The sequence below is a fragment of the Actinokineospora sp. NBRC 105648 genome (genome assembly GCF_030269645.1).
GTDB lineage: Bacteria > Actinomycetota > Actinomycetes > Mycobacteriales > Pseudonocardiaceae > Actinokineospora.
In genome coordinates this window covers 96970-117549 of sequence record NZ_BSTR01000020.1, presented here as the reverse complement: position 1 = coordinate 117549, position 20580 = coordinate 96970, and the positions used below count along the sequence as shown (strand labels likewise).

Below are 20580 nucleotides of genomic sequence, written 5' to 3'. Positions count from 1 at the left end.
GAGGAACCGGGGTTCGTTGTGGACGAAGTGGCGATCATCGGGGCGGCTGCCCTGCTGCCCGGGGTCGAGGGCCTGGCCGGGCTGCACGAGCGGCTGCTGGCCGGCTACCACCCGGTCGGCCAGCCCAGCCCGCAGCGGCTGCGCTACACCGGCGGCTCACCGGGCACCGAGTACGTGCCGATGGGCTACCTCGACCGGGTGGACCTGTTCGACCACGCCTTCTTCGGCGTCTCGCTGCGCGAGGCCGAGCTGACCGACCCGCACCAGCGGCTGGTGCTGCAACTGGCGCACGAGGCGGTGGAGAACGCCGGTTACGCCCCGGGGGAACTGCGGGGGTCGCGGACGGCGGTCATCCTCGGCGAGGCCAGTTCGGACTACAACACACTGGTAGAGGGCGGTGATCCGCTGGGAATGCTCGGTGACGCGACCGCGGCCCTGGCCGCGCGGGTGTCCTACCTGCTGGACCTGGTCGGTCCCGCGTTCGTGGTCGACACCGCGTGCAGCAGCAGTCTCACCGCGGTCGTGCACGCCGTGCGGGCCCTGCGCAACGGTGAGGCCGATCTCGCGCTCGCGGGCGGGATCTGCGTCCAGCCGGTGTTGACGCCCCAGCGCGACCGGGTGCCGGTGCGCGGGCTGGAATCGCCGACCGGGGTGTGCAGGCCGTTCGACGAGGACGCCGACGGCACCGTCGGCGGCGAGGGCGGCGCGGTCGTGCTGCTCAAGCCGCTCTCGCGCGCGCTCGCCGACCGGGACAACGTCCTCGCCGTCATCCGGGGCGCCGCGGTCAACCACAACGGCTACCGCGCGGCCAGCATGGGCGCGCCCAGCCAGGTCGCGCAGGCGGAGGTGATCACCGAGGCGTGGCGGGACGCGGACGTCGACCCGCGCACGCTCGGCTACGTCGAGTGCCACGGCTCGGCCACCCCGCTCGGCGACGTCGTCGAGGTCGACGCGCTGCGCCGGGCGTTCCTGGACGCCGGGGTCAGCACCCCGCACTGCTCGCTCGGTTCGGTGAAGGCCAACCTCGGGCACCTGGGCGGCGCGGCGGGGGTCCTCGGCCTGGTCCGGGCGGTGTCCGGGCTGCGGCACGGGGTCCGGTACCCGCACCCGCACTTCCGGGCGCCGAACCCGATGATCGACTTCAGCGGGCCGGTGTACGTCGACCCGGCGGCGGGCGCCTGGCCGGGCACCCCCCGGCGCGCGGGCCTGAGCTCGTTCGGCCTCACCGGCACCAACGTGCACGCCGTCCTGGAACAGGCACCCGGGCTCCCCGCCGACGAGACCGACTGGGTGGGCCCCGAACTGGTGACGGTGTCGGCGAAGTCGGCCGCCGCGCTCGACCGCTACCGGACGCGGTTGGCCGACTTCCTCGACACCACAACGCATTCGCTGCGGTCGGTGGCGCACGCGATGAACCGTGGCCGCGACGACTACCTGTACCGGCTGTCGTTCGTGGTCTCGGACAAGGCGGAGCTGGCGAAAGCGCTGCGGGCCGCCGTCCTCCCGACGGAGGCCGCGCCGCACGAGCCCCGGATCGCCTTGCTGTTCTCCGGCGACGGAAGCCTCGAAGCCGGGCCGGACGAACCGGCCGCCACCGACCCGCGCGGCCTGCTCGTCCGCAGGCAAACCGAGCTATATCAACGGATCTCAGCCGCCGGCATCACCGACAACGACTTCATCGGCGCCGGCGCCGGGAACCTCGCGGTCCGGGTGGCCAAGGACGAACTGTCCCTACCGGACGCCGAGCGGGCCGCCGCGGACGCGGGACCGGCGACCGTCGACCTCGACCGGCTGCGCGAGGTGGTCCAGTCGTTCCGGCGCGACGGCGCGGTCTTCGTGGAGGTGGGTGCCGACGGCCTGCTCTCCCGGGAGATCGCCCGGATCGCCCCGGATCTCCCGACGATCGCGGTGCGCGGCGGTGACGTTCTCGACCTGCTGGCCCGGATCTACACCCGCGGTGGCGCGATCGACTGGGAACGGCACTACCGGGATGCCCGGATCGCCCGTGTCGAAGCGCCCACCTACCCGTTCGAACCCACCCGGTGCTGGGTCGAGGCACCCGCCCCGCCGCCGGTCCGCGTCGACCCGCCGCCCCGGCCCCGCGCGCCGTTGCCGGACGTCGACGCCACGGCGCTGATCGCGACCGTCTGGCAGGACGTGCTCAAGGCCGACGCGGTGGACGCCGAGTCCGACTACTTCGCGCTCGGCGGCACGTCCATCGCGGGCATCAGCGTGCTGCGCAGGTTGGCCGACGCCCTCGGTGTGGAGCTGACCTTCGCCGACCTCTACGCCCACCGCACCGTGCGCAGCCTCGCCGAACGGGTCGACGGGCTTCGGTCGTCGGGGGCGCGGACGCAGACCGGCCGGACCATCGCGCCGATCGCGCGCGGCGGGCGGCTGCCGCTGTCGTTCGGCCAGGAGCAGCTGTGGTACCTCGACCAGCTCAACCCCGGCACCCCGCTCTACAACATCCCGGTCGACCTGCGGCTGCGCGGCCCCCTCGACGTCGACGCGCTGCGCGGGGCGTTCGTCGACCTGGCCGCCCGGCACGAGGTGCTCCGCACGAGCATCCGCAGCGACGACGGCGAACCGTACGCGCACGTCCTGCCCGCGGGCCCGGCGCTGCCGGTGGTCGACCTGACCGGTCTGCCGACCGCGCAGCGCCACCGGGAGGGCGGGCGCCTGGCCCTGGCCGAGGCGGTCCGGCCGTTCGACCTCGCCGACGGGCCGCTGCTGCGCACCACGCTGCTCAAGCTCGGTGCCGACGACCACGTGCTGATGTACACCTTCCACCACATCATCTTCGACGGCTGGTCGCCGTCGGTGTTGTTCCGCGACCTGTTCGAGTTCTACCGCGCGCGGGTCGAGGGGGACTCGCCCGACCTGCCCGAACTGCCGGTGCAGTACGCCGATTACGCGGCCTGGCAGCGGTCCTGGCTCAGCGGCGAGCGGCTGGAGTCCGGTTTGGACTTCTGGCGCGCGGAGCTGGCGGACCTGCGCCCGGCCGAGCTGCCGACCGACCGCCCCCGCCCGCCGGTCCGCGACTTCGCGGGCGACGTGGTGGCCTTCGCCGTCGCGGCCCCGCTCGCCGCGCGCGCCCGCGAGTTCAGCAAGCGGCACGGTGTCACGACGTTCGTCACCATGCTCGCCCTGGTCGACGCGCTGCTGCACCGCTGGGCCGGGCTGCGCGACGTGGTGGTCGGCGTCGGCACCTCGGGCCGGACGAACCCGAACACGCACGGCATGATCGGCTACTTCAACAACCTGCCGCCCTTCCGCACCGCGGTCACCGGCGACCTCACCTTCACCGAGTTGCTGCGCCGCTGCGCCGACACCGTCGCCGGGGTGCTCGACCACGAGGAGATGCCACTGGAGAAGATCGTCTCCGCGCTCCGCGGCCGCCGCGACCCGGCCCGGCAGCCGTTGTTCGACGTCGCCTACACCTACCAGAACGCGCCGGGTGCCGGTTCCGACCCGGCCGGGCTGGCGATCAGCGGGTTCCTCGACAGCGCGATCGGCGGGATCCCGCCCGGCACGGCCAAGTTCGACCTGACCTTCGGGGTGACCGACCAGGACGACGGCGAGATGTTCGCCTACGTGGAGTACGCGGTCGCGCTGTTCGACCGCGACACCGTACGCGGGCTCGCCGACTGGTTCCTGGTGCTGCTCGACGCCGTGCTGACCGCGCCGGACACCCGGCTCGACCGGCTGCCGGACAGCAGCCCCGCGCGCGCCGACGAGCGGCTCGTGTCCGAGCGCTTCGCCGAGCACGCCGCCGAATCGCCAGAGAGCACCGCGGTGGTGTCCGACCGGGGAGTGTGGACCTACCGCGACGTCAACCGGATGGCCAACCGGCTCGCCCGGCGCCTGGTCGGGGCCGGGGTGGGCGCGGGGTCGCTGGTGCCGGTGGTCGCCGGGCGCGGCGTCGAGCTGGTCGTGGGCTGGCTGGCGGTGGCCAAGGCGGGTGCCGCCTACGTCCCGGTCGACCCCGCCCTGCCGGGGCGGCGGATCGCCGAGGTCCTGGCCGAGACCGGCGCGACGGTCGTGCTCGGTCCGGGCGGGCTCGCCATCGACATCGCCGCCGCGGCCGCGAACGACGACGAGAACCCGCCGCCGCGCTCGGGTCCACGGGACCTGGCCTACGTCGCGTACACCTCCGGCTCCACCGGCAGGCCGCACGGCTGCGAGGTCGAGCACCGCAACCTCGCCCACGTCGTGGGGTGGTACCAGGGCCAGGTGCGGCTGTCCGCCGGGGACGACACGACGCAGGTCGCCTCGCCCGGGTTCGACATCGCCGCGCTGGAAGTGTGGTCGCCGCTCACCTGCGGCGCGACTGTCCACTTCGTCCCGACCGTGCTGGAGGAACCGGGCAGGTTGCTGCGCTGGCTGGCCGACCACCGGATCACCGCGGCCTTCCTGCCGACCCAGCTCGCCGAGGTCGTGCTGACCGAGGGCGACCGGCCCGACGACCTGGCCCTGCGGGTGCTCGCCACCGGCGGCGACCAGTTGCGGGTCCGCCCACCGGCCGGGACACCGTTCCGGTTGCTCAACATGTACGGGCCCACCGAGTGCACGATCGTGTCGACCGCGGGGGAGACCCGCCCGTCGGACTCACCCGGCCTCCCGGACATCGGCCGCCCGCTCGCGGGCGCCTCGGTGTACATAGTGGACAGTCTCGGGCGGTTGGCCGAGGAGGGCGAGGTCTGGGTGGGCGGCGCTGTCGTCGGCCGCGGCTACCGCGGTCTGCCCTCGCTCACCGCCACCCGGTTCGTGGCCGATCCGTTCTCCGGTGAACCGGGGGCGCGTCTGTACCGCACCGGCGACCTCGGGCGGTGGCGCGCGGACGGCACCATCGAGTTCGGCGGCCGGGTCGACGACCAGGTCGCCGTCCGCGGCCACCGGGTCGAACCGGCCGAGGTCGAACGCGTGCTCGTCGGCCACCCGGCGGTGCGCGAGGCGGTCGTGGTGGCCACCACCACGCCCGGCGGGGCCACCCGGCTGGTCGCGCACGTCGTCACCACCGGACCGGTCCCGGACCTGACCGCCTGGGCAGCCGCCGCGCTGCCCGGGTACATGGTGCCCGCCGAGGTCGTCGAGCACGACCGGCTGCCCAAGACCGCCACGGGGAAGCTCGACCGGAGAGGTGTGAAGACGATGACGGTACCAACGGTTTCCACGACCACCGCGGACGCCGCGCCTGCCGCGTCCGCGGTGTCTCATGTGGACATCACGCGCGGCTCCGGCGGCATCGACGCCGCCGAGGTGCTCGCCCGGATCTGCGCGGGCCTGCTCTCGCTCGACCGGGTCAGCCCGGACGACAACTTCTTCGAGCGCGGCGGCGACTCCGTGCTCGGCGTCCGGGTCGCCGCACGGGCCGCTCGCGAGGGCGTGCACTTCACCCCTCAGCAACTGCTCCAGCACCACACCCTGCGCGAACTGGCCGCAGCGTCCACAGTGGACCGCCCAGCCCCGGTCGCCACCGCGGGCGCCGCCCGGCCCGCGCGGGTCGCCGCGACGACCACGGCGCGCACCGGTGGGCCGATCCACCTCACCCCGATCATGCGCGCCTTCCTCGACCGGATGCCCAACCGGGCGCAGGGGTTCATCGAGGTCCAGCCGCTGGAGACCACCACCAGGGTCGACGGCGAGACCATGCGGCTGGCCGTGGAGCACGTCCTGGCCCGGCACGAGCCGATGCGCTACCGCTTCCGCCGCAACAGCCTCGACTGGCGGATCGACTGCGTCCCGCTGGGCGCCCTGGACGTCTTCGACACCCAGGTCCTGCCGCGCACCGACGACGCGGGCGAGCGCGCCGTGGTCGTCGCCGACGTCGCCGAGCTGCGGTCCCGGATCGACCTGGAACGCGGCCCGGCGGTGCGGGTCCGCTACTACGACCGCGGCCACAACCGGGGCGGCTGGCTGGTGTTCGTGATCCACCACTTCGTCTTCGACAACATGGCGACCGTCATGCTGATCGACGACCTGGACCGGGCGCTCTCGGACCTGCTGGCCGGGCGCCCGCTGCCGACCCCCGAACCGCTGCTCACCTGGCGGGAGTGGTCCCAGCACCTGCACGACATGGCGGGCTCGGACGAACTGGCGGGCGAGTTGGCCTACTGGACCGGCGTCCAGCGCGCCGGGGCCGCCACCATCCCCGCGGGCCTGACCCCCGGCACCGCGGGTACCCCCGGCCCCCTGGTCAGCCGCACCCTCGACCGCGCGGCGGAGGTGCTCAAGCAGGGCCGGGCCGCCGACGAGGCCGCCATGACCGCCTTCGCCTGCGCGCTCGCCCGGTGGCGCGGCACCAGCAGCGCGTACGTGATGACCGAGGGCCTGGCCACACCGAACGCCTACCGGCCGCCCGGCCGCTCGCCCGCCGTCGGCTGGTTCACCACCGTGCACCCGCTGCTGCTGCCGGTCGACCCGGCGGCCGGCGTGCTGGACAGCCTGCCCGAGGTATCCGACCGGGTCCGGTCGGTGCCCAACGACGGTGTCGGCTACGGCATCCTGCGCCACCTGACCCCGCACTCGCCGCGGGTCGCCGACCTGCGGTCGCTGCCAGAACCCGACGCGCTGGTGCTGCACAGCTCGCACGACGGCAGCCGGTTCGACTCGGGCGTCGCCCTGCTGCGCAACCGCTCCGACCTGTTCGCCGACGTGCCCAAGCCGCTGGTGGAGTGCTTCCCGCTGGTGCTGACGACGAACGTGGTCGGCGACGCGCTGCGGATCGCCGTGCAGCACGACGGCCGCTACGGCGACGTCGAGCCGCTGGCCGACGAGGTGGCGCGCGCGTTCGCGGAACTGGCGTGACCGCGCTGCGCGCCGCGTCCTGGTACCTGCCGGAGCGGACCGTAGCGGTGGCGGACCTGCCCGAACTCGCCGGGATGTCCGGCGCGGAGCGGGAGACCTGCCTGGCGCTGGGGATCGACCGCGTCCCGGTCGACGACTCGCTGACCGCCACCGACCTCGGTGTGCGGGCCGCCCGGCAGGTCCTGGTCGAGGCGGGGATCAGCGCGGCGGAGGTCGACGTGCTGATCGTGGTCGAGTCCCGCGCGCCGCGGGCCCTGGTGGCGTCCGAGGCGACCCTGCCGCAGGCGCTCCTCGGCGCGGACCGCGCGCTGTCGTTCACCGTCGGCGGGTTGGGCTGCACGTCGATCGTGCCGGGTCTGCTCGCCGCCCGCGGCCTGCTCGCCGCCGATCCCGACCTGGCGAACGTCCTGGTGGTGCACGGCAGCAAACCGGCCACCCCGCACCGCTACCGCCACCCCGTCACCGTCAACGGCGACGGCGGCCAAGCGGTCCTGGTGGCCCGCGACGGTCCGGTCCGCATCCGCGACATCCTGGTGGAGACCAGCGGCAAGTACTGGGATCTGTTCCGGATCGACTACCGCGACCTCGCCTGGGCGCGGTGGCGCGAGGAGTGCACCGACCTGCCGCGGTACTCCTTCGAACTCGCCGTGGAGACGCGCAACCGCTTGCAGTCGTTGCTGGCTCAGTTGTTGCGGCGCAACGGGATCCGTCCAGGGGATGTCGAGCACTACGTCAGCCAGAACCTGTCGGCCGGGGCTTTCCGGTTCTACCAGGAAGCGTTGGACCTCAAGCTGGCCGACGCCTGCTCCGTGAACCTGCGCCGCTACGGACACCTCGGGCCCAACGACGCGTTGCTGAACCTGTACACGGCGATGGGCGGGGGATCGGGGCTGGCCGTGGTGTTCAACGTCAGCCCGGCGGCGTCGTGGAGCGCGATGTTGGTCGAGTTCGGCGCGACCACGGCACGATCACACCACCTGTGAGGTCGCGGAACCCCTTCGAGGCGCTGGAAACCAGCGTGCGGGAGCTGGCCGCTCAGGTCCAGACCTGTAGTTCACCTTGACCAGGTACGCGTCGTGCCCGGCAGGCGCGCCGGTTAGGGGATGGACCCGCATGCCGTGGAACGTGACGCCGCCCAAGCGGATGTCGGTGGGGTGGAACGAGCGCAGCTCCTCGGTGAGCAGGAGCTCGACTTCGGCCAACGGGTGCATGGGTGCTCCGTTGGACGGTGCCGTCGTCACCGCGGTCGCTCGTCGTGGCTGACGTCGCGCACCGTCGTCGACTCGTGAGGCAGGCTCGTGTCGGATGCCGTAGTCCCCATCGAGATCGTGTTAGGCGACCCGGATGCACCGGGGTCGCGTTGCGGGGCGCAACGTTCGGGTCGACCCGCCGGTGCGGTGGATCTTCCGCGGCCACTGGTCCACCCGGCCGCACGGGGTGGGGCGATCCCCTACCGCTCGACGCGGCATTAGGCGGATTCTCGGTCACGACCCGGCGAATGCGGTCCACGTGAACGACCGGACCCACCACCATGTGGGGTCCTGTGGCCCAACAGGGCCCAGCCACGAAGGGGAGGACTGTGGACGAGACCACGCCGCCGGAGCCGCACGACGAGACCCCGCAGGACGTGGGCGGCGAGAGGCTCTTACCCCCGCCGATACCAACGCCTGCGCCGGTCCTCGGCCCCGAGCGCCGTCCGGAGCAGGCGCCGGACCCGGAGCCGAACGCGGGCACCACCCCGCGGCCGCCCGCGCCTGCCGACACAGAGCCCGAACCGGTGCCCGCAGCGCCTTTCGGGCCCGACACCGGCCCCATCCCGGTGCTGCCCCAGACGATCGCGTACGGCGTCGGCGCCGGGCCGGAGACCGGCGGGTACGCCCGGATCGACCCGGCATCGGTCCACCAACCGCGGCCGGAGCCCAGCCCACCGCCCGCCGTCGACCCGCTCGCCGCCGCGCTGGGCAACGCCTCCCTGCTCGCCATCGGCTACCTCCTGCTGCGCAGGCGTTGGCTCGCCGTCCTCGCGGTCCTGGTCACGGTCGGCTACCTGCTGGTCTCCGCGCTCGTGGTCCGCAACGTGTTCTTCCACCTGGTGCTCGTGCTGTGGGCAGGCGCCCTGGCCTGGCACGGGTGGTGGCTCGCGGCCAAGAGCGACGCCGTGTCGAGGCCCCGGCGGCAGCGCGTGATCGGCGGCGCCGCACTGCTCCCGGTGCTCTTGGTCGTCACGCTGCTGCGCCTCGACGCCGCGGGTATCGAGTCCGACAGCGACGCGGCCCGCGACGGCGGCGACTGCGACCGGACCGTCGCCGAGGTGCAGCGGCTGTCCTTCGCGCACCAGCTCGCCGACCCGCCGCTCGTCGTGCGCGGCGAGCACGCCACGAGGACGTGCTTGCGGCTCGCCGCGTCCGCCGCGGCGCTCAAGGCTGGGCTCAGCGGTCGGAGCGCCTCGCTGTCCGAGGGGTTCAGCGGGCTGGCGGGCCTGTTGCAGGACGAACCGGCGTACGACAACGTCGTCCGCCACGTGCTGGACGGCTTCCTCGCCGACCTGTCCGGTCGCGAGCCTTGCGAGGTCGCCGACGTCACCCAGTGGCTGCGCGACCACCGGCCAGACGGCGATGCGCTGGGCCGCGCGGCCGACGTCGTGCCCAGCCTGGAACCGCGGGCGCTGATGTCGTGCGGCGACCGCCTCGTGGAGCGGGGGTCGTTCCAACCCGCCCTCGCCCGGTACAAGACGCTGGTCGCCAAGTACCCGAGCCACGAACTCGCACCGCGCGCCAAGGAAAGCGCGCAGAAGGCCCAGTGGGCGATCGAGCTGGAGGCAGTGCGGTCCGCGCTCGGCGTCTCGACCGGCGTCCGGCCTCCGTACTGCGACGCCGCCACCCCGTACACCGCCGCGCCGCCGCACGGTCCGCCGGGCCGCGCGTACGTCGCGGGCTCGAGCGAGTACACCAAGCGCCTGCCCGCCGACTGGCTCGTGGACGACGTCGCGAAGGCCACCGTCGTGCTGTGCGTGAGCCCGTCCGCCCAGGGCTCCGTCGCGGAGACCTGCCCCTACAAGGAGGTCGGCGGACTCGGCAGGCGCAGCACCATCTCGTTCCACCGCATCGCGATCCCGGTGCGCGCCATCGAGTTGGCCACCGGCCGGGTGCTGTCCGACAGCACACTGGAGATCGGCGGCGCGACCTGCCCGGAGTTCATCACCGCGAAGTCGGGCGACGTGCAGGAGAAGGTCACGCCGACGGACGCCGACGTGCACGCCGCGTTCGCACCGCTGGTCAAGCGCTGACCTGACCCGGGCCCGTCCGGCGCCGGACACCACGGCGTTGACACGGCCTCAGCGGGAGACCGCTGTCGGGTACGGCCACCTCGGTGGCCGTACCCGAACTCCGCGTTCCGCGACGCCCGAGGGGACGCGCATCGGGTCGCCGGTGCGGATGACGATTCCAGCGCCTGTTCGTCCTCCGGGGCCGCGAGCGCCTGATGATGATCGTCCGGCCACAGCTACATGCGCACGGCGTGGAGCAACTCGGCCTGGTCGCGGCTGATGCCGCTGGAAGCGATGAACATGGAGTTCGTCATCGGCACCGCCAGCGTCACCGACCAAGACGGCGATCTCGCCCGTCTGGTGGCCACCCACCCGGCGAGCAACCAGTTCCCCGACGGCGTGGACACCCTCCTGACATGGCAGGACCGCGACGATCGAGACGTTGAAGCCACCGAGGTGCGCCGCCACGCCCAGTCCGCGTTCGCCTCGGCGGTCACCGCCCTGGGTCGCCCGGTGCCGACCACGGTGGCCGGCCTCGCTGACCTGCTCGCCGAGATCGGCGTCTGCCAGCACACCCGCACCGCCGACGGCACACACCGGTGGCGCGTACCCCTCGACATCACGGGCCTGATGGACGCACTGCCCATCCCCGCGGACTGGATCGCACGGTAAGACGAGGTCCGCTGGATCACTCGAACCGCCGGCCCGGCGATGGCGCTGCGCAAGAGCCTGCGGGCGCACCACGGGCGCGATCGGGTGAACTCCACGCTGCAGCGGCTGGCCGGTGAGGCGACATGCCGGTCAACACCGTGCGGGCCGGCCTGGACGGACTGATCTACCGCTTCGACATCGTGGTGCTGCGCCAGGACACGCCACTGGATCGCCGCGACCTCGCCGCGCTGGCCGAGCACGCCCGCGTCGGCATCGTCATCGACTGGGCCAACTCTGCATTCGCCGCCGATCAAGACGAGGACGCTGACGAGATGCGGTTCCACTGTGACGGCGCGCCCTGGCAGGCCTACCGCGGCATCGCCGACGACACACGCATCACCGACGACTCCCGCGACATCATCGGTTACCTGAACTTCACGATCAGCAAGCCCGGGGGCAGTACCTTCACCACCTGCCTGGCCACCCTGGCCCGACGTCGGTCGGGGCGATGGTCAACTCGCTCATCGAACTGGAGAAGGCCGGGTTGCTGCGCGGGCGTACCGACACCCAGCTCGCCGAAATGGCTGCGGCGCCGGACCAGTTCGCCAACGCGTAGCCGACCTGTTCACCACAGTCCGCTACCCGGCGGTGCCATCTTTCGGCCGGGCGGCTGACTGTGCCCCTGCCGTTGTTCCCCCGGTGCCGAGCTGGGTTTCCGACTGGTGGGCTCCCATACTGAACGTCGTGCCGACATGCCAATCCGGCCACCATCGGGTGATTACCCATTGGTCCCGTCGACGGTGGCTTCCCTAGGCGCGAAGATCGTCCGATGCAGACCAACATCAACAATCGCTCTGTAGAGGGCAAGTGGGACCGCCAGGGACGCCGTCTTCTCGTCCTCGGCCTTTCTCTCGCGGGTGTGCTTGGAATCGTCGGCACGCTCGCCGTCAAGGACATTGGCGAGGTCATGGTCAAGCTGAGTGCCGCAGGCATCCCCGGATGGACCTACGGTGCCGCCCTGTTCGGCGCTCTGGCTGGGTTCGCGCAGGTCATTAAGGCGTCTGCGGGCCTCGTCGACAAGTTCGTCAAGCTGATCACGGGCCGCTGCCTGGACAGTGGCTCCCAGGACGACAAGGGGTCCGAAGGCAACGCTGCCCACGACAAGGTCGGGGTCTGACCCGCGCCATCCGCTGGTGTTCTTCAAGTCCACTGTGGAAGCTGGCTAGCCGGTGACGACCATCCGCGAATTGGTCAGCGCCGTGAGCTCGGTCATGCCGCCGATCATGCCCTTGTAGGTCTGGGGTGCCGGGTGCATCGGCACCCGGTGCGCTTTTGCAGGCGTTGGCGCACGGGTTCGCCGGACCATTCGTTGTAGGAGATGTCGGCGACGAGCCACTACGAGGTGCGGACCCCGTCCACTTCGCCGTAGCCCAGCTCCTGCGGCCTGCTCGGCCAGGCCGCCGGTCTTGCGCAGTTGGTGGGCGGGAGGGCGCCGGCCGGTCCCGGGTTCGTGAGTGTTGCTGTCTCAGCCGGTCGGTCGATTCTCCTGCTCGTGTTGGACTTGTGCGGACTGAGTACTTGTTCGAGTCTTGTCTGTGGTTAGCCTTGGGGTTCGGGCATGTTCATGGAAGGGGTCGATGGTGGAGATGGCGCGCTCGGAGCATGAGGTGGCCGTGCGGCGGCACATGCGGGGGCTGACGGAACTGGTGTGGCCGCAGGGGTGGCCGGAGGTGCTGGACGGCCGGGCGATTGACCACAATGCGCAGATCCTGGTGAGCATGTGCACCCTGGCGCGGGAAGTGGCGACAAATCTCCGCGCTCGGTTGACTGACAAGTCAGGGGAGGATGAATTGGCTGTTCTCGCTGATTGCGAGAGCGCGATCACGCAGGCCATGACCAAGGCGATGCAGTTCTCGGCTGGGCGGCAAGGAGCTTGATCCCCTGGTCGGCGGTATCTGGCTGGCCAGGGGGTGGATACGCTGCGGGGGCGATCGCATCGACCTGGGGAGACACATGCGCGCCTTCTGTGCTGGGATAATCGCGTTGGTAGCCGCTGTCCTGATCTCGACCCCCGCCTCGGCGTCCGCTGATCTACTGCTGCCGCCACCCCCACCGCCGCCGGACTGCGGGGAGCGGGTGCAGGCCTACGCGCGCACTGGTCAGCCTGTCAACGCCTGGACAGTCCGCGTCACAGGTCCCGGCCTGACCGATATCCTGCCTGGCAACGCGGGCAAGGCATTCCTGGCCTTTGACGACGACGACGCGACTGAGACCCGTGAGGTGTTCGTCGACCCTTCGCACCCCTTGAACGTCTTCGCCGTGGTGAACGGCACCGTCTTCATCACCGTGTCGGTCACCGATGTTAACGTCCGCCGCACCTATTGCGCCAAGACGATCAGATTCGCCCATCCGTAGTGTTGATTCAAGGCCATCGGGCACGCTGTTAGCACACGTGAGAGGACGACCGAGGTTGCGTGTTGCGCGCCGAAGAGATCCGACACGTCAGCTTCTATAGCCTGCAGGCGGCGACCTACGGCTACGGCGACGGTGAGCTGGCAGCCGCGCGCAGGGCATCGGCGAGTCCGGACAGGACCGCGTGCAGTTCCGCGGTGAGGTCAGGTGTCGCGCATCCCCGTGTTCGCGGGTGGTTGGCAGGACGGTAATGTTGATCATGGGTGTCCACGGTGGCGCCGAGAGTGGTCTCGATGAACCGGCTGAGCAGCCATGACGTCCTGGCCGGAGCCGTTGACGATCAGGACGAGGACCGCATCGACCTCGATCTGCTTTGCCGCTCTCGCCGAAGATCGACCACGTCCCGATCAGCGGTCCGGCCGACACGGCGGTGCCGAGTCCGATCGCGGTGTCGGAGGACTAGCCGGGCGGCCAGGAACGCCAGCAGCACTGCGGTGCTCGCGGCGATGAGTGGCCGGGCGGAGCCCTTGATCGACCGGTACCCAGTCGACTCGACCATCAGCATCGCAGCGTACGGGGCGAGGGTTGCGGCGGTGGTGGACGCGCTTGGCGCGCAACCTCGACAGTGCCGCGGCCACGGATACCTCCACGGCTGGACGATCGTATCCGGTTCATCACCCAACTCGACCTCGGCGGTATCAACGCGAATCGTGCTCACGTTGAGGTCGCACGCCCGTCGGATGGAACATGGCACCATTCAGCCGGCTGGCACGCCTACCGCGACGCAGAGGAGCAGGCATGGCGGACCAGACGACGGCGCGGGGTAGCTCGACCGACGCGGCGGTGCCGTTCAACGTGCTGCTCGTCGAGGACGACGAGGGCGATGTGATCATGATCCGCGAGGCGATCGAGTCACGCAGCACGAACACCGAACTGCATGTGGTGAACGACGGCATCGAAGCGGTCGCGTTCCTGCGCCGGACCGACGGTTACGGTGACGCGCCCCGGCCGCGACTGATCCTGCTGGACCTCAACATGCCGAGGATGGACGGGCGCGAGGTGCTGGCCGAGATCAAGGCTGACCCGGAGCTGATCACGATCCCGGTCGTCGTGCTTACCACCTCAGCCGCCGACGAGGACGTGCTGAGCAGCTATTCGTTGCACGCCAACGCCTACGTCACCAAACGTGCGGATCTCGACGAGTTCCTCGCCGCGGTCGGCAAGGTCGACGAGTTCTTCGCCGCCACCGTGCGCCTGCCCGCTTGACCTGTTGGTACTGAATCCCGCCGAGCCACCACGGAGTGCGTATACGGGCGAGGTCATGGTGGGCAGGTCAGACAACCTGGTAGGTGAGTACAGGTCCGTCCGATAGCTACAGTGCGACGTAACGCCGCTTTCGAGAACGCGGCGGCGGTAACGACGCGTATACGACTCCTCGATCCGTGCTCGTGGCCGACACGCCTGATGTTGTCGACACGGGCGGTTCCGAGACACTGCTGAGCAGATCATGGTCCAGACCATGACGCGATACGGGGTGAGATGCGCGAGCCGGAGCTCAACGACTTGTCGTTGGGCAAGGCGGCGTTGGTGGACTCCCAGGTGATTTGCCGCCGACGGCGACGGCGAGGTGAAGCGGATGGAGGTGGGGTGACCGCGTGGCGTCTTCGTCAGCCTTGCCAGGGGCGGACGTTGCCCCAGCCCCAGGTGGGCACCGGTTCGTTCGGGTTCGGCTCGGCGCCCGGGCGGGAGAGGATCACCGCCATGCGGGTGCCCCACTCGAGGTAGCCGACGAACGCGGACCGGAACTCCGGGTCATCCGGTAGGCCGACCTCGTCGGCGGTGTCCTGCAGGAGGGTGATCCACCGTCGGCGCTGTTGCTCGTTGATGCCCCGGCCCAGGTGTTCGGCGACCATGTGCGCGTGCCCGCCGTGCTTCTCGGAGTACGTGCGCGGTCCGCCGAAGACCTCGCCGAGCCAGGTCGCGACATGTTTGGCGTGGTCGGGGTTCATGTCGGCGAACAGCGGTGCGAGCAGTTCGTCCTGGGGGACGCGCTGGTAGAACGCCTGGAACAGCTTCTCCAGCGCGTTCGCGCCGCCCGCCCACTCGTACAGGGTCGGCACCGAGCCGCCGATGTCGATCGGTGTGTAGTGGCGCATCTCCTCGATGTCAGCGACGAACTCGCGGACCTCGGCGAGGAACGGCGGGAAGTGCGGGCCTCGGCGAAAGCCCTCGAGGTGGTCGCGGGTGGAGGTCCAGGTCAACCGGACCACGTAGCGTCCCGGCTCCTCCTCGCAGCGGCTGAGTTCGATGTCGCGGCACTCGGGCGCGGCGGCCAGATGCACGGCCGCGCGGCGGTAGGCGTCTTCGAACCCCGCCGCCCGGTCGGCGGGTACCCGGTATCGGATGTACTCGATCGTCACCCGCGCAGTCGAGCACCTTGGGTCGGCGCGGGCAAGTACGTACCTTGTGGTGCGTGAACGTGCGCAGGACGAGGTACTACTGCCCGGTCGAGTTCGCCGTCGAGGTGATCGGCGGCAAGTGGGCCGTGGTCGTGCTGGCCCACCTCAAGGACGGCGAACACCGCTACGGCGAGCTGCGCAGACGGATGCCCGAGGTCAGCGAGAAGGTCCTCACCACCCGGCTGCGCGAACTCGAGGACGCGGACCTGGTGGAACGCACCTCCGACGGCGGCACCCCGCCCGCAGTCACCTACCGGCTGACCCCCGAGGCCGCCGAACTCACCCCGGCACTACGGGTCCTCTACGACTGGGGTCGACGCCGAGCCGAGCACCAGGGCATCCCGATCGAGCCGGTCTGCTGACCACCGACCCGACAGGACCGGCCCCGCCACCCAATGACGTCGACTGCATCCGACCACTGAGTTGGTCCTGTGCGGCCGGCGGGGATGGGGCAGCGGGGCGACTCGTGATGGAGGCGGGGCGGATCCCGATGCGTCCACTGTGTGGTCTCGCTGTGGTTGAGGGGATTGAAGATGACCCTTGATGGCGCCGCCAGCAGGGCAGTTGAGGTCAACAGCGGGTATCTGCGCATTGAACGCACAGATCGCAGCTCGGGTCGGGCGTGGTCCACGCTCTTGGCAGTTCCGCGTCTGCCCAGCACAGCGTGCCCACCGGGGTGTATCCGCAGAACGCGCTGTGAACCACCTGTGACCGGAACCCGAGGTCACCCGGGCGGTCTCTGGGGTTGGTGATCCATTCCTCACAGTGCCCGCACAGGGAGCACTGTCCGCGTTCTCAGACAGGCGCCCCACCATGGGCTTCGTCTTCGACGGAAGGATCGCCGTGCAGCAGCGACAGACACCGGTCAGCGGATCCCGCTGGGAGCCACCACCCCTGGGCAACGACGTCCCCCCGGTGACGATCCCGGTCGTCCCGATCGAGGCGGGCGGACCCGCGCGAGGACCGCGGGGTGAGGTGCGGCGCGTCGTGGTGGCCGCCGCCGTCGTGGCGGGGGTGCTCGTCGGCGGGACCGCGGGCGTGGGCATCGCCTCGGTGACCATCGGGTCCACCGACCCGACCGACCTCGGCACCTCCCAGGTCGTGCCGGGTGGAACCGGACCGGACGGTCCCGGCGACCTCGGTGGCCGAAGCGGCGCGGGCGGGCCCGGAACCCGAGGCGGCACCGGGATCGGCACGTGACGACCACGGCGGGGCGGACGATTGGGTCGGCGACCGGAACGCCCTCGTTCACCGGCGCCCGCGTCGACCGCGCCGTGCGCCTGGCGACCGGGTCGGCGCTGTGGCTGGGGCTGCTGCTGGTCACCTACTGGTGGGTGGCGGGTGGCGGGATCACCGGGCTGACGTCGTGGACGGCGGGCCTGCTCTCGGTCGGGCGCCTGGCCGGGCTGCTCGGCTCGGCGCTGCTGCTCGCCCAGGTGCTGGCGATGGCCCGGATCCCGGTGGTGGAGCGCGCTTTCGGCCAGGACGCGGTGATCCGCCACCACCGGATACTCGGGTTCACCTCGCTGAACCTGGTGCTGGCGCACATCGTCGTGATCACCTGGGGCTACGCGGCGGGTGAGTTGACCGCGGTGCCCACCGCGTTCTGGGACCTGGTCACCGACTACCCCGGCGTGCTGCTCGCGCTGGCGGGGACGGTGTGCCTGGTGCTGACCGCGGTGAGCAGCGTCCGCGCGGCCAGACGACGGCTGCGCTACGAGTCCTGGCACCTGCTGCACCTCTACGCCTACCTCGGCGTCGGACTGGCCCTGCCGCACCAGCTGTGGACCGGGCAGGAGTTCCTGACCTCGACCGCGGCGACGGTGTTCTGGTGGGCGCTGTGGATCGCCGCGGTCGGAGCCGTGCTGATCTGGCGCGTCGGCCTGCCGGTGGTCCGCAACCTGCGCCACGACCTTCGCGTGACCACGGTGGTACCGGAGTCGGACGGCGTGTTCTCGGTCTACCTCACCGGCCGCGACCTGCACCGGCTACCCGCCCGCGCGGGCCAGTTCCTCGGCTGGCGCTTCCCCGGCAGGCCCGGGTGGACCCGCGCCAACCCGTACTCGCTCTCCGCCGCCCCCGACGGACGCAGCCTGCGGATCACCGTCAAAGCCCTCGGCGACGGCAGCGCGGCGCTCGCCGGTCTGGCCCCGGGCACCCGGGCGCTGTTCGAAGGCCCCTACGGCAGGCTGACCCAGCGGGCCCGCACGTCCGACCGGGTGCTGCTCGTGGGTGCCGGGGTCGGCATCACCCCGCTGCGCGCGCTCGCCGAGGAGATGACCGGCGACGTGGCGGTGCTGCACCGCTTCACCTCCCAGCCGCTGTTCGCCCGGGAGTTCGCGGTGCTGGTGGCGGAACGCCGACTGCGCGTGGTCGACCTGCCCGGGCACCGCCGCGGCGGCGATTCCTGGCTTGGCGACGGGATCGCGCCGGTGGACGACGTGTCCGCCCTGCGCGCACTGGTACCGGACATCGCCGCGCGCGAGGTGTACGTGTGCGGTCCTGAACAATGGACGGCGCTAGTGCGCGCCACCGCCTTGGCCGCGGGCGTTCCCGCCGAGCGGCTCCACATCGAGAACTTCGCGTGGTGACGACATGAGACGAATAGTCCTGTGGGCCTTGAGCACCATGACCGTGGTCGTGCTCCTGTTCGGCTACCACACCTCGACCTCGGGCGCGCAGTCCTCGGCGAAGTCCGCGGAAGTCCGCCAGACAACCGGCAGCGGCACCACCGCAGGCGGTGACACCGTCACCGGGGACGCCGCGGACACCCGCTGGGGCCCGGTGCAGGTCCGCCTGACCGTCTCCAGTGGACAGATCACCGCCGTGGACGTCGTGGAGTACCCGGACAGCAACGGCAAGGACAAGCAGATCAACGCCCGCGCCCTGCCCATCCTGGTGCAGGAGACGCTCGAAGCCCAGTCCGCCGACATCGACATGGTCAGCGGCGCCACCGTGACCAGCGACGGCTACCTGCAGTCGCTGCAGTCAGCCCTGGACGGAGCCGGACTGTGAAGCGCTACGTCGAGCACGTCATGAACATGCCCGTGAGCCTCGCCCTGCGCGGCAGGCACACCGACGACCGGAGGGCCCGCGCGGCCTGGGCCGCGGTGATGGCCGACCTGCGCGCGGCGGACCGCGTGTTCAGCACCTACCGCCCCGACTCACACATCTCCCGCCTCAACCGCGGCGAACTCACCCCCGCCGAGTGCCCACCCGAGGTCACCCAGGTACTCGCCCTGGGCCACGAAGCCGAACACGACTCCGACGGCGCGTTCAGCATCCACCGCCCAGGCCCCGACGGGCACCGCACCCTCGACCCCAGCGGGGTGGTGAAGGGCTGGGCCGCCGACCGCGCCGCACGCCACCTCCGCGCCCTCCCGGACACCGACTACTGCCTCAACACCGGCGGCGACCTCATCTGCCGCACCCTCGACCCACACACCCGCCCCTGGCACATCGGCATAGAGCACCCGCACAACCCCCAGGCGGTGATCGCCGTCGTCCCGATCCACGACGGCGCGGTCGCGACCTCCGGGGCCACCCACCGCGGCAACCACATCACCGACGCCCGCACCGGCCGCACACCCACCGCCATCGCCTCGGTCACCGTGGTCGGCGCGACCCTCACCCACACCGACATCGACGCCACAGCCGCCTACGCCAACGGCCCCAAGGCGACAGCCTGGCTCAGGACCCGCCCCATCCACGCCGCACTGCTGGTGTGGCAGAACGGCACCACCACCCTGATACCCGAACCATCAGCCTGAACGCCCTGGCACACCACGGCCCGACCGCGACCGGCGGCCCTGTGACCCAAGCTGAGCTCCGTGTCGTTCAACGCCCACCTGGTCCACCGGAAACGCCCTCGACACCGCCTGGCGAGACCTCGTCGACCGCTTCGTCCCAGTCGTCCACCTCCCTGACTTCGGCGGAACGGAGCCCACACGACGCGGCCGTCCCGGCGCATGCCGACCGCCGAGCTCCGTGGTGGCCCACCGCTCGCCACCCTGGTGATCGGCTCCGGCTTCGTCGTCCGACGTTCTGGCCCGAAGGCGTCGTTCCAATACGCCGGAAAGAGCTGTCGCCGCCGCAGGCAGTGAGTGCATCGCCGCGCTCGACGCGAGCGCTACCTCGTCGCCCCACCGGTGCCGGTCGGAGCGTCCGACCTACCGTGAACGTCATCGTGATCGGCAGTTGCGGACACCGGCCACCGGTCCCTCTGCTGATCAGGGCTCGACTTGACCACTCTCGACGGCACGGCTGGGACTTCCTGCACCTGTACTCCAAGACCAGTCACGTCGTCGTCTGCTCCACCGTCCACGAGAAGCGCCACGACGTGCCCGTCGAGTACTCGGTGCGGGTGCGATCGCCGCGTCGCCGGCGGCTTAGACCTCGTCGCATGTGGTTGGTTTTTTGAAGCAGGTGAGGGCGGCGGTGAGGGTGGGGAAGCCGAGGTAGTGGTGTCCGTGGTGTTCCCATCGGGTGCCGATGCGGCGGTAGTGGTTGGTGAGCCAGGACAGGGGGGTGCGTTCGACGACCCGGCGGTGCCGGCCCAGCCTGGTGGAGGTGTCGATGCTCTTGCGGCTGGTGCGGACCATGATGCCCCGGTCGATCAGCCATTTTGCGGAGTTCGCGGACGTCGTAGGCCTTGTCGGCGTGGAGTTTGTCCGGGCGGAACCGGTGTCCCCTCCTCGGTGTGCGCACCCGCGGGACCGCGTGGAGCAGGGTGGGCAGGGCGAGGTGGTCGTTGAGGTTGGCCGCGGACACCCCGACCACCAGCGGCAGGCCCGTCCGGTCGACCAGGACGTGGATCTTCGACCTATTCTTGCCCCGTCCACCGAACTCGGACCGGTTACAGAGCCCCCTTTTTCGCCCGGGTCGCGGCGGCGTCCACCACGACCCGCGACCAGTCGAGCAGTTCGCGTCCACCGAGTCCAGGGCGAACAGTGGCTTGAGGAACCCGGCAGGGCGGGTCAGCGC

Annotated in this window: 16 protein-coding genes and 1 pseudogene; 14 read left to right on the top strand and 3 right to left on the bottom strand. The window is 71.2% G+C overall.

Annotation, left to right across the window (positions count from 1 at the left end; genetic code table 11):
• Positions 1–18 precede the first annotated feature (18 nt).
• The 9 genes from QSK30_RS19270 (at position 19) to QSK30_RS19230 (ending at position 14404) form a co-directional block, all read left to right on the top strand.
• Positions 19–6810 carry a non-ribosomal peptide synthetase gene (locus QSK30_RS19270; protein ID WP_285504590.1) on the top strand — a complete coding sequence of 2264 codons (6792 nt, stop codon included), beginning with the start codon at positions 19–21 and terminating at the stop codon, positions 6808–6810.
• Entirely contained in the window at positions 6807–7793 is a 987-nt protein-coding gene (locus tag QSK30_RS19265) for a 3-oxoacyl-ACP synthase (protein WP_285504588.1), read from the top strand. Before QSK30_RS19270 ends, QSK30_RS19265 begins: the two co-directional genes overlap by 4 nt.
• A 596-nt stretch (positions 7794–8389) precedes the next feature.
• Entirely contained in the window at positions 8390–10096 is a 1707-nt protein-coding gene (locus tag QSK30_RS19260) for a hypothetical protein (protein WP_285504586.1), read from the top strand.
• 219 nt (positions 10097–10315) lie between these two features.
• Positions 10316–10747 carry a DUF6042 family protein gene (locus QSK30_RS19255; RefSeq protein ID WP_285504584.1) on the top strand — a complete coding sequence of 144 codons (432 nt, stop codon included), beginning with the start codon at positions 10316–10318 and terminating at the stop codon, positions 10745–10747.
• A 122-nt stretch (positions 10748–10869) separates the two neighbouring features.
• Positions 10870–11400, top strand: coding sequence for a hypothetical protein (locus QSK30_RS19250; protein WP_285504583.1), 531 nt, complete (start codon positions 10870–10872; stop codon positions 11398–11400).
• A 155-nt stretch (positions 11401–11555) separates the two neighbouring features.
• The gene (locus tag QSK30_RS19245; protein WP_285504581.1) at positions 11556–11903 is read left to right on the top strand and encodes a hypothetical protein; all 348 of its coding nucleotides are present in this window, start codon (positions 11556–11558) and stop codon (positions 11901–11903) included.
• A 460-nt stretch (positions 11904–12363) separates the two neighbouring features.
• The gene (locus QSK30_RS19240) at positions 12364–12663 is read left to right on the top strand and encodes a hypothetical protein (RefSeq protein ID WP_285504579.1); all 300 of its coding nucleotides are present in this window, start codon (positions 12364–12366) and stop codon (positions 12661–12663) included.
• Positions 12664–12862: 199 nt separating this feature from the next.
• Positions 12863–13141, top strand: coding sequence for a hypothetical protein (locus tag QSK30_RS19235; RefSeq protein ID WP_285504577.1), 279 nt, complete (start codon positions 12863–12865; stop codon positions 13139–13141).
• Positions 13142–13936: 795 nt separating this feature from the next.
• Positions 13937–14404, top strand: a complete 468-nt coding sequence (locus tag QSK30_RS19230; protein WP_285504576.1) for a response regulator — start codon at positions 13937–13939, stop codon at positions 14402–14404.
• A 401-nt stretch (positions 14405–14805) separates the two neighbouring features.
• On the opposite strand, the gene QSK30_RS19225 is transcribed toward QSK30_RS19230, so the two are convergent.
• Positions 14806–15558 carry a group II truncated hemoglobin gene (locus QSK30_RS19225; RefSeq protein WP_285504574.1) on the bottom strand — a complete coding sequence of 251 codons (753 nt, stop codon included), beginning with the start codon at positions 15556–15558 and terminating at the stop codon, positions 14806–14808.
• A gap of 53 nt (positions 15559–15611) precedes the next feature.
• Here QSK30_RS19225 and QSK30_RS19220 point away from each other — a divergent pair, with 53 nt between their 5' ends.
• The 5 genes from QSK30_RS19220 to QSK30_RS19200 all read left to right on the top strand — a co-directional run bounded on the left by QSK30_RS19220 (position 15612) and on the right by QSK30_RS19200 (position 19367).
• Positions 15612–15959 carry a winged helix-turn-helix transcriptional regulator gene (locus tag QSK30_RS19220; RefSeq protein WP_285504573.1) on the top strand — a complete coding sequence of 116 codons (348 nt, stop codon included), beginning with the start codon at positions 15612–15614 and terminating at the stop codon, positions 15957–15959.
• A gap of 481 nt (positions 15960–16440) precedes the next feature.
• Entirely contained in the window at positions 16441–16797 is a 357-nt protein-coding gene (locus QSK30_RS19215; protein ID WP_285504571.1) for a hypothetical protein, read from the top strand.
• The gene (locus tag QSK30_RS19210) at positions 16794–18188 is read left to right on the top strand and encodes a ferredoxin reductase family protein (protein WP_285504570.1); all 1395 of its coding nucleotides are present in this window, start codon (positions 16794–16796) and stop codon (positions 18186–18188) included. The genes QSK30_RS19215 and QSK30_RS19210 overlap by 4 nt, the downstream gene beginning before the upstream one ends.
• Positions 18189–18192: 4 nt before the next feature.
• Positions 18193–18612, top strand: coding sequence for an FMN-binding protein (locus QSK30_RS19205; RefSeq protein WP_285504568.1), 420 nt, complete (start codon positions 18193–18195; stop codon positions 18610–18612).
• On the top strand, positions 18609–19367 hold the full coding sequence (locus tag QSK30_RS19200) for an FAD:protein FMN transferase (protein WP_285504566.1): 759 nt from the start codon (positions 18609–18611) through the stop codon (positions 19365–19367). The genes QSK30_RS19205 and QSK30_RS19200 overlap by 4 nt, the downstream gene beginning before the upstream one ends.
• A gap of 618 nt (positions 19368–19985) precedes the next feature.
• Here the strand turns inward: QSK30_RS19200 and QSK30_RS19195 are convergent.
• Entirely contained in the window at positions 19986–20198 is a 213-nt protein-coding gene (locus QSK30_RS19195) for a hypothetical protein (protein ID WP_285504564.1), read from the bottom strand.
• Between the two features lie 25 nt (positions 20199–20223).
• Positions 20224–20538 (bottom strand): annotated as a pseudogene (locus QSK30_RS36925) (transposase); the annotation flags it as partial.
• Between the last annotated feature and the right edge of the window lie 42 nt (positions 20539–20580).

Bases quoted from the DNA above. Each gene is read 5' to 3' on its own strand.
- QSK30_RS19240 (WP_285504579.1), top strand. From the start codon at position 12,364: ATGGTGGAGATGGCGCGCTCGGAGCATGAGGTGGCCGTGCGGCGGCAC.
- QSK30_RS19205 (WP_285504568.1), top strand. From the start codon at position 18,193: ATGAGACGAATAGTCCTGTGGGCCTTGAGCACCATGACCGTGGTCGTG.
- QSK30_RS19255 (WP_285504584.1), top strand. From the start codon at position 10,316: ATGCGCACGGCGTGGAGCAACTCGGCCTGGTCGCGGCTGATGCCGCTG.
- QSK30_RS19250 (WP_285504583.1), top strand. From the start codon at position 10,870: ATGCCGGTCAACACCGTGCGGGCCGGCCTGGACGGACTGATCTACCGC.
- QSK30_RS19230 (WP_285504576.1), top strand. From the start codon at position 13,937: ATGGCGGACCAGACGACGGCGCGGGGTAGCTCGACCGACGCGGCGGTG.
- QSK30_RS19245 (WP_285504581.1), top strand. From the start codon at position 11,556: ATGCAGACCAACATCAACAATCGCTCTGTAGAGGGCAAGTGGGACCGC.
- QSK30_RS19195 (WP_285504564.1), bottom strand. From the start codon at position 20,198: ATGGTCCGCACCAGCCGCAAGAGCATCGACACCTCCACCAGGCTGGGC.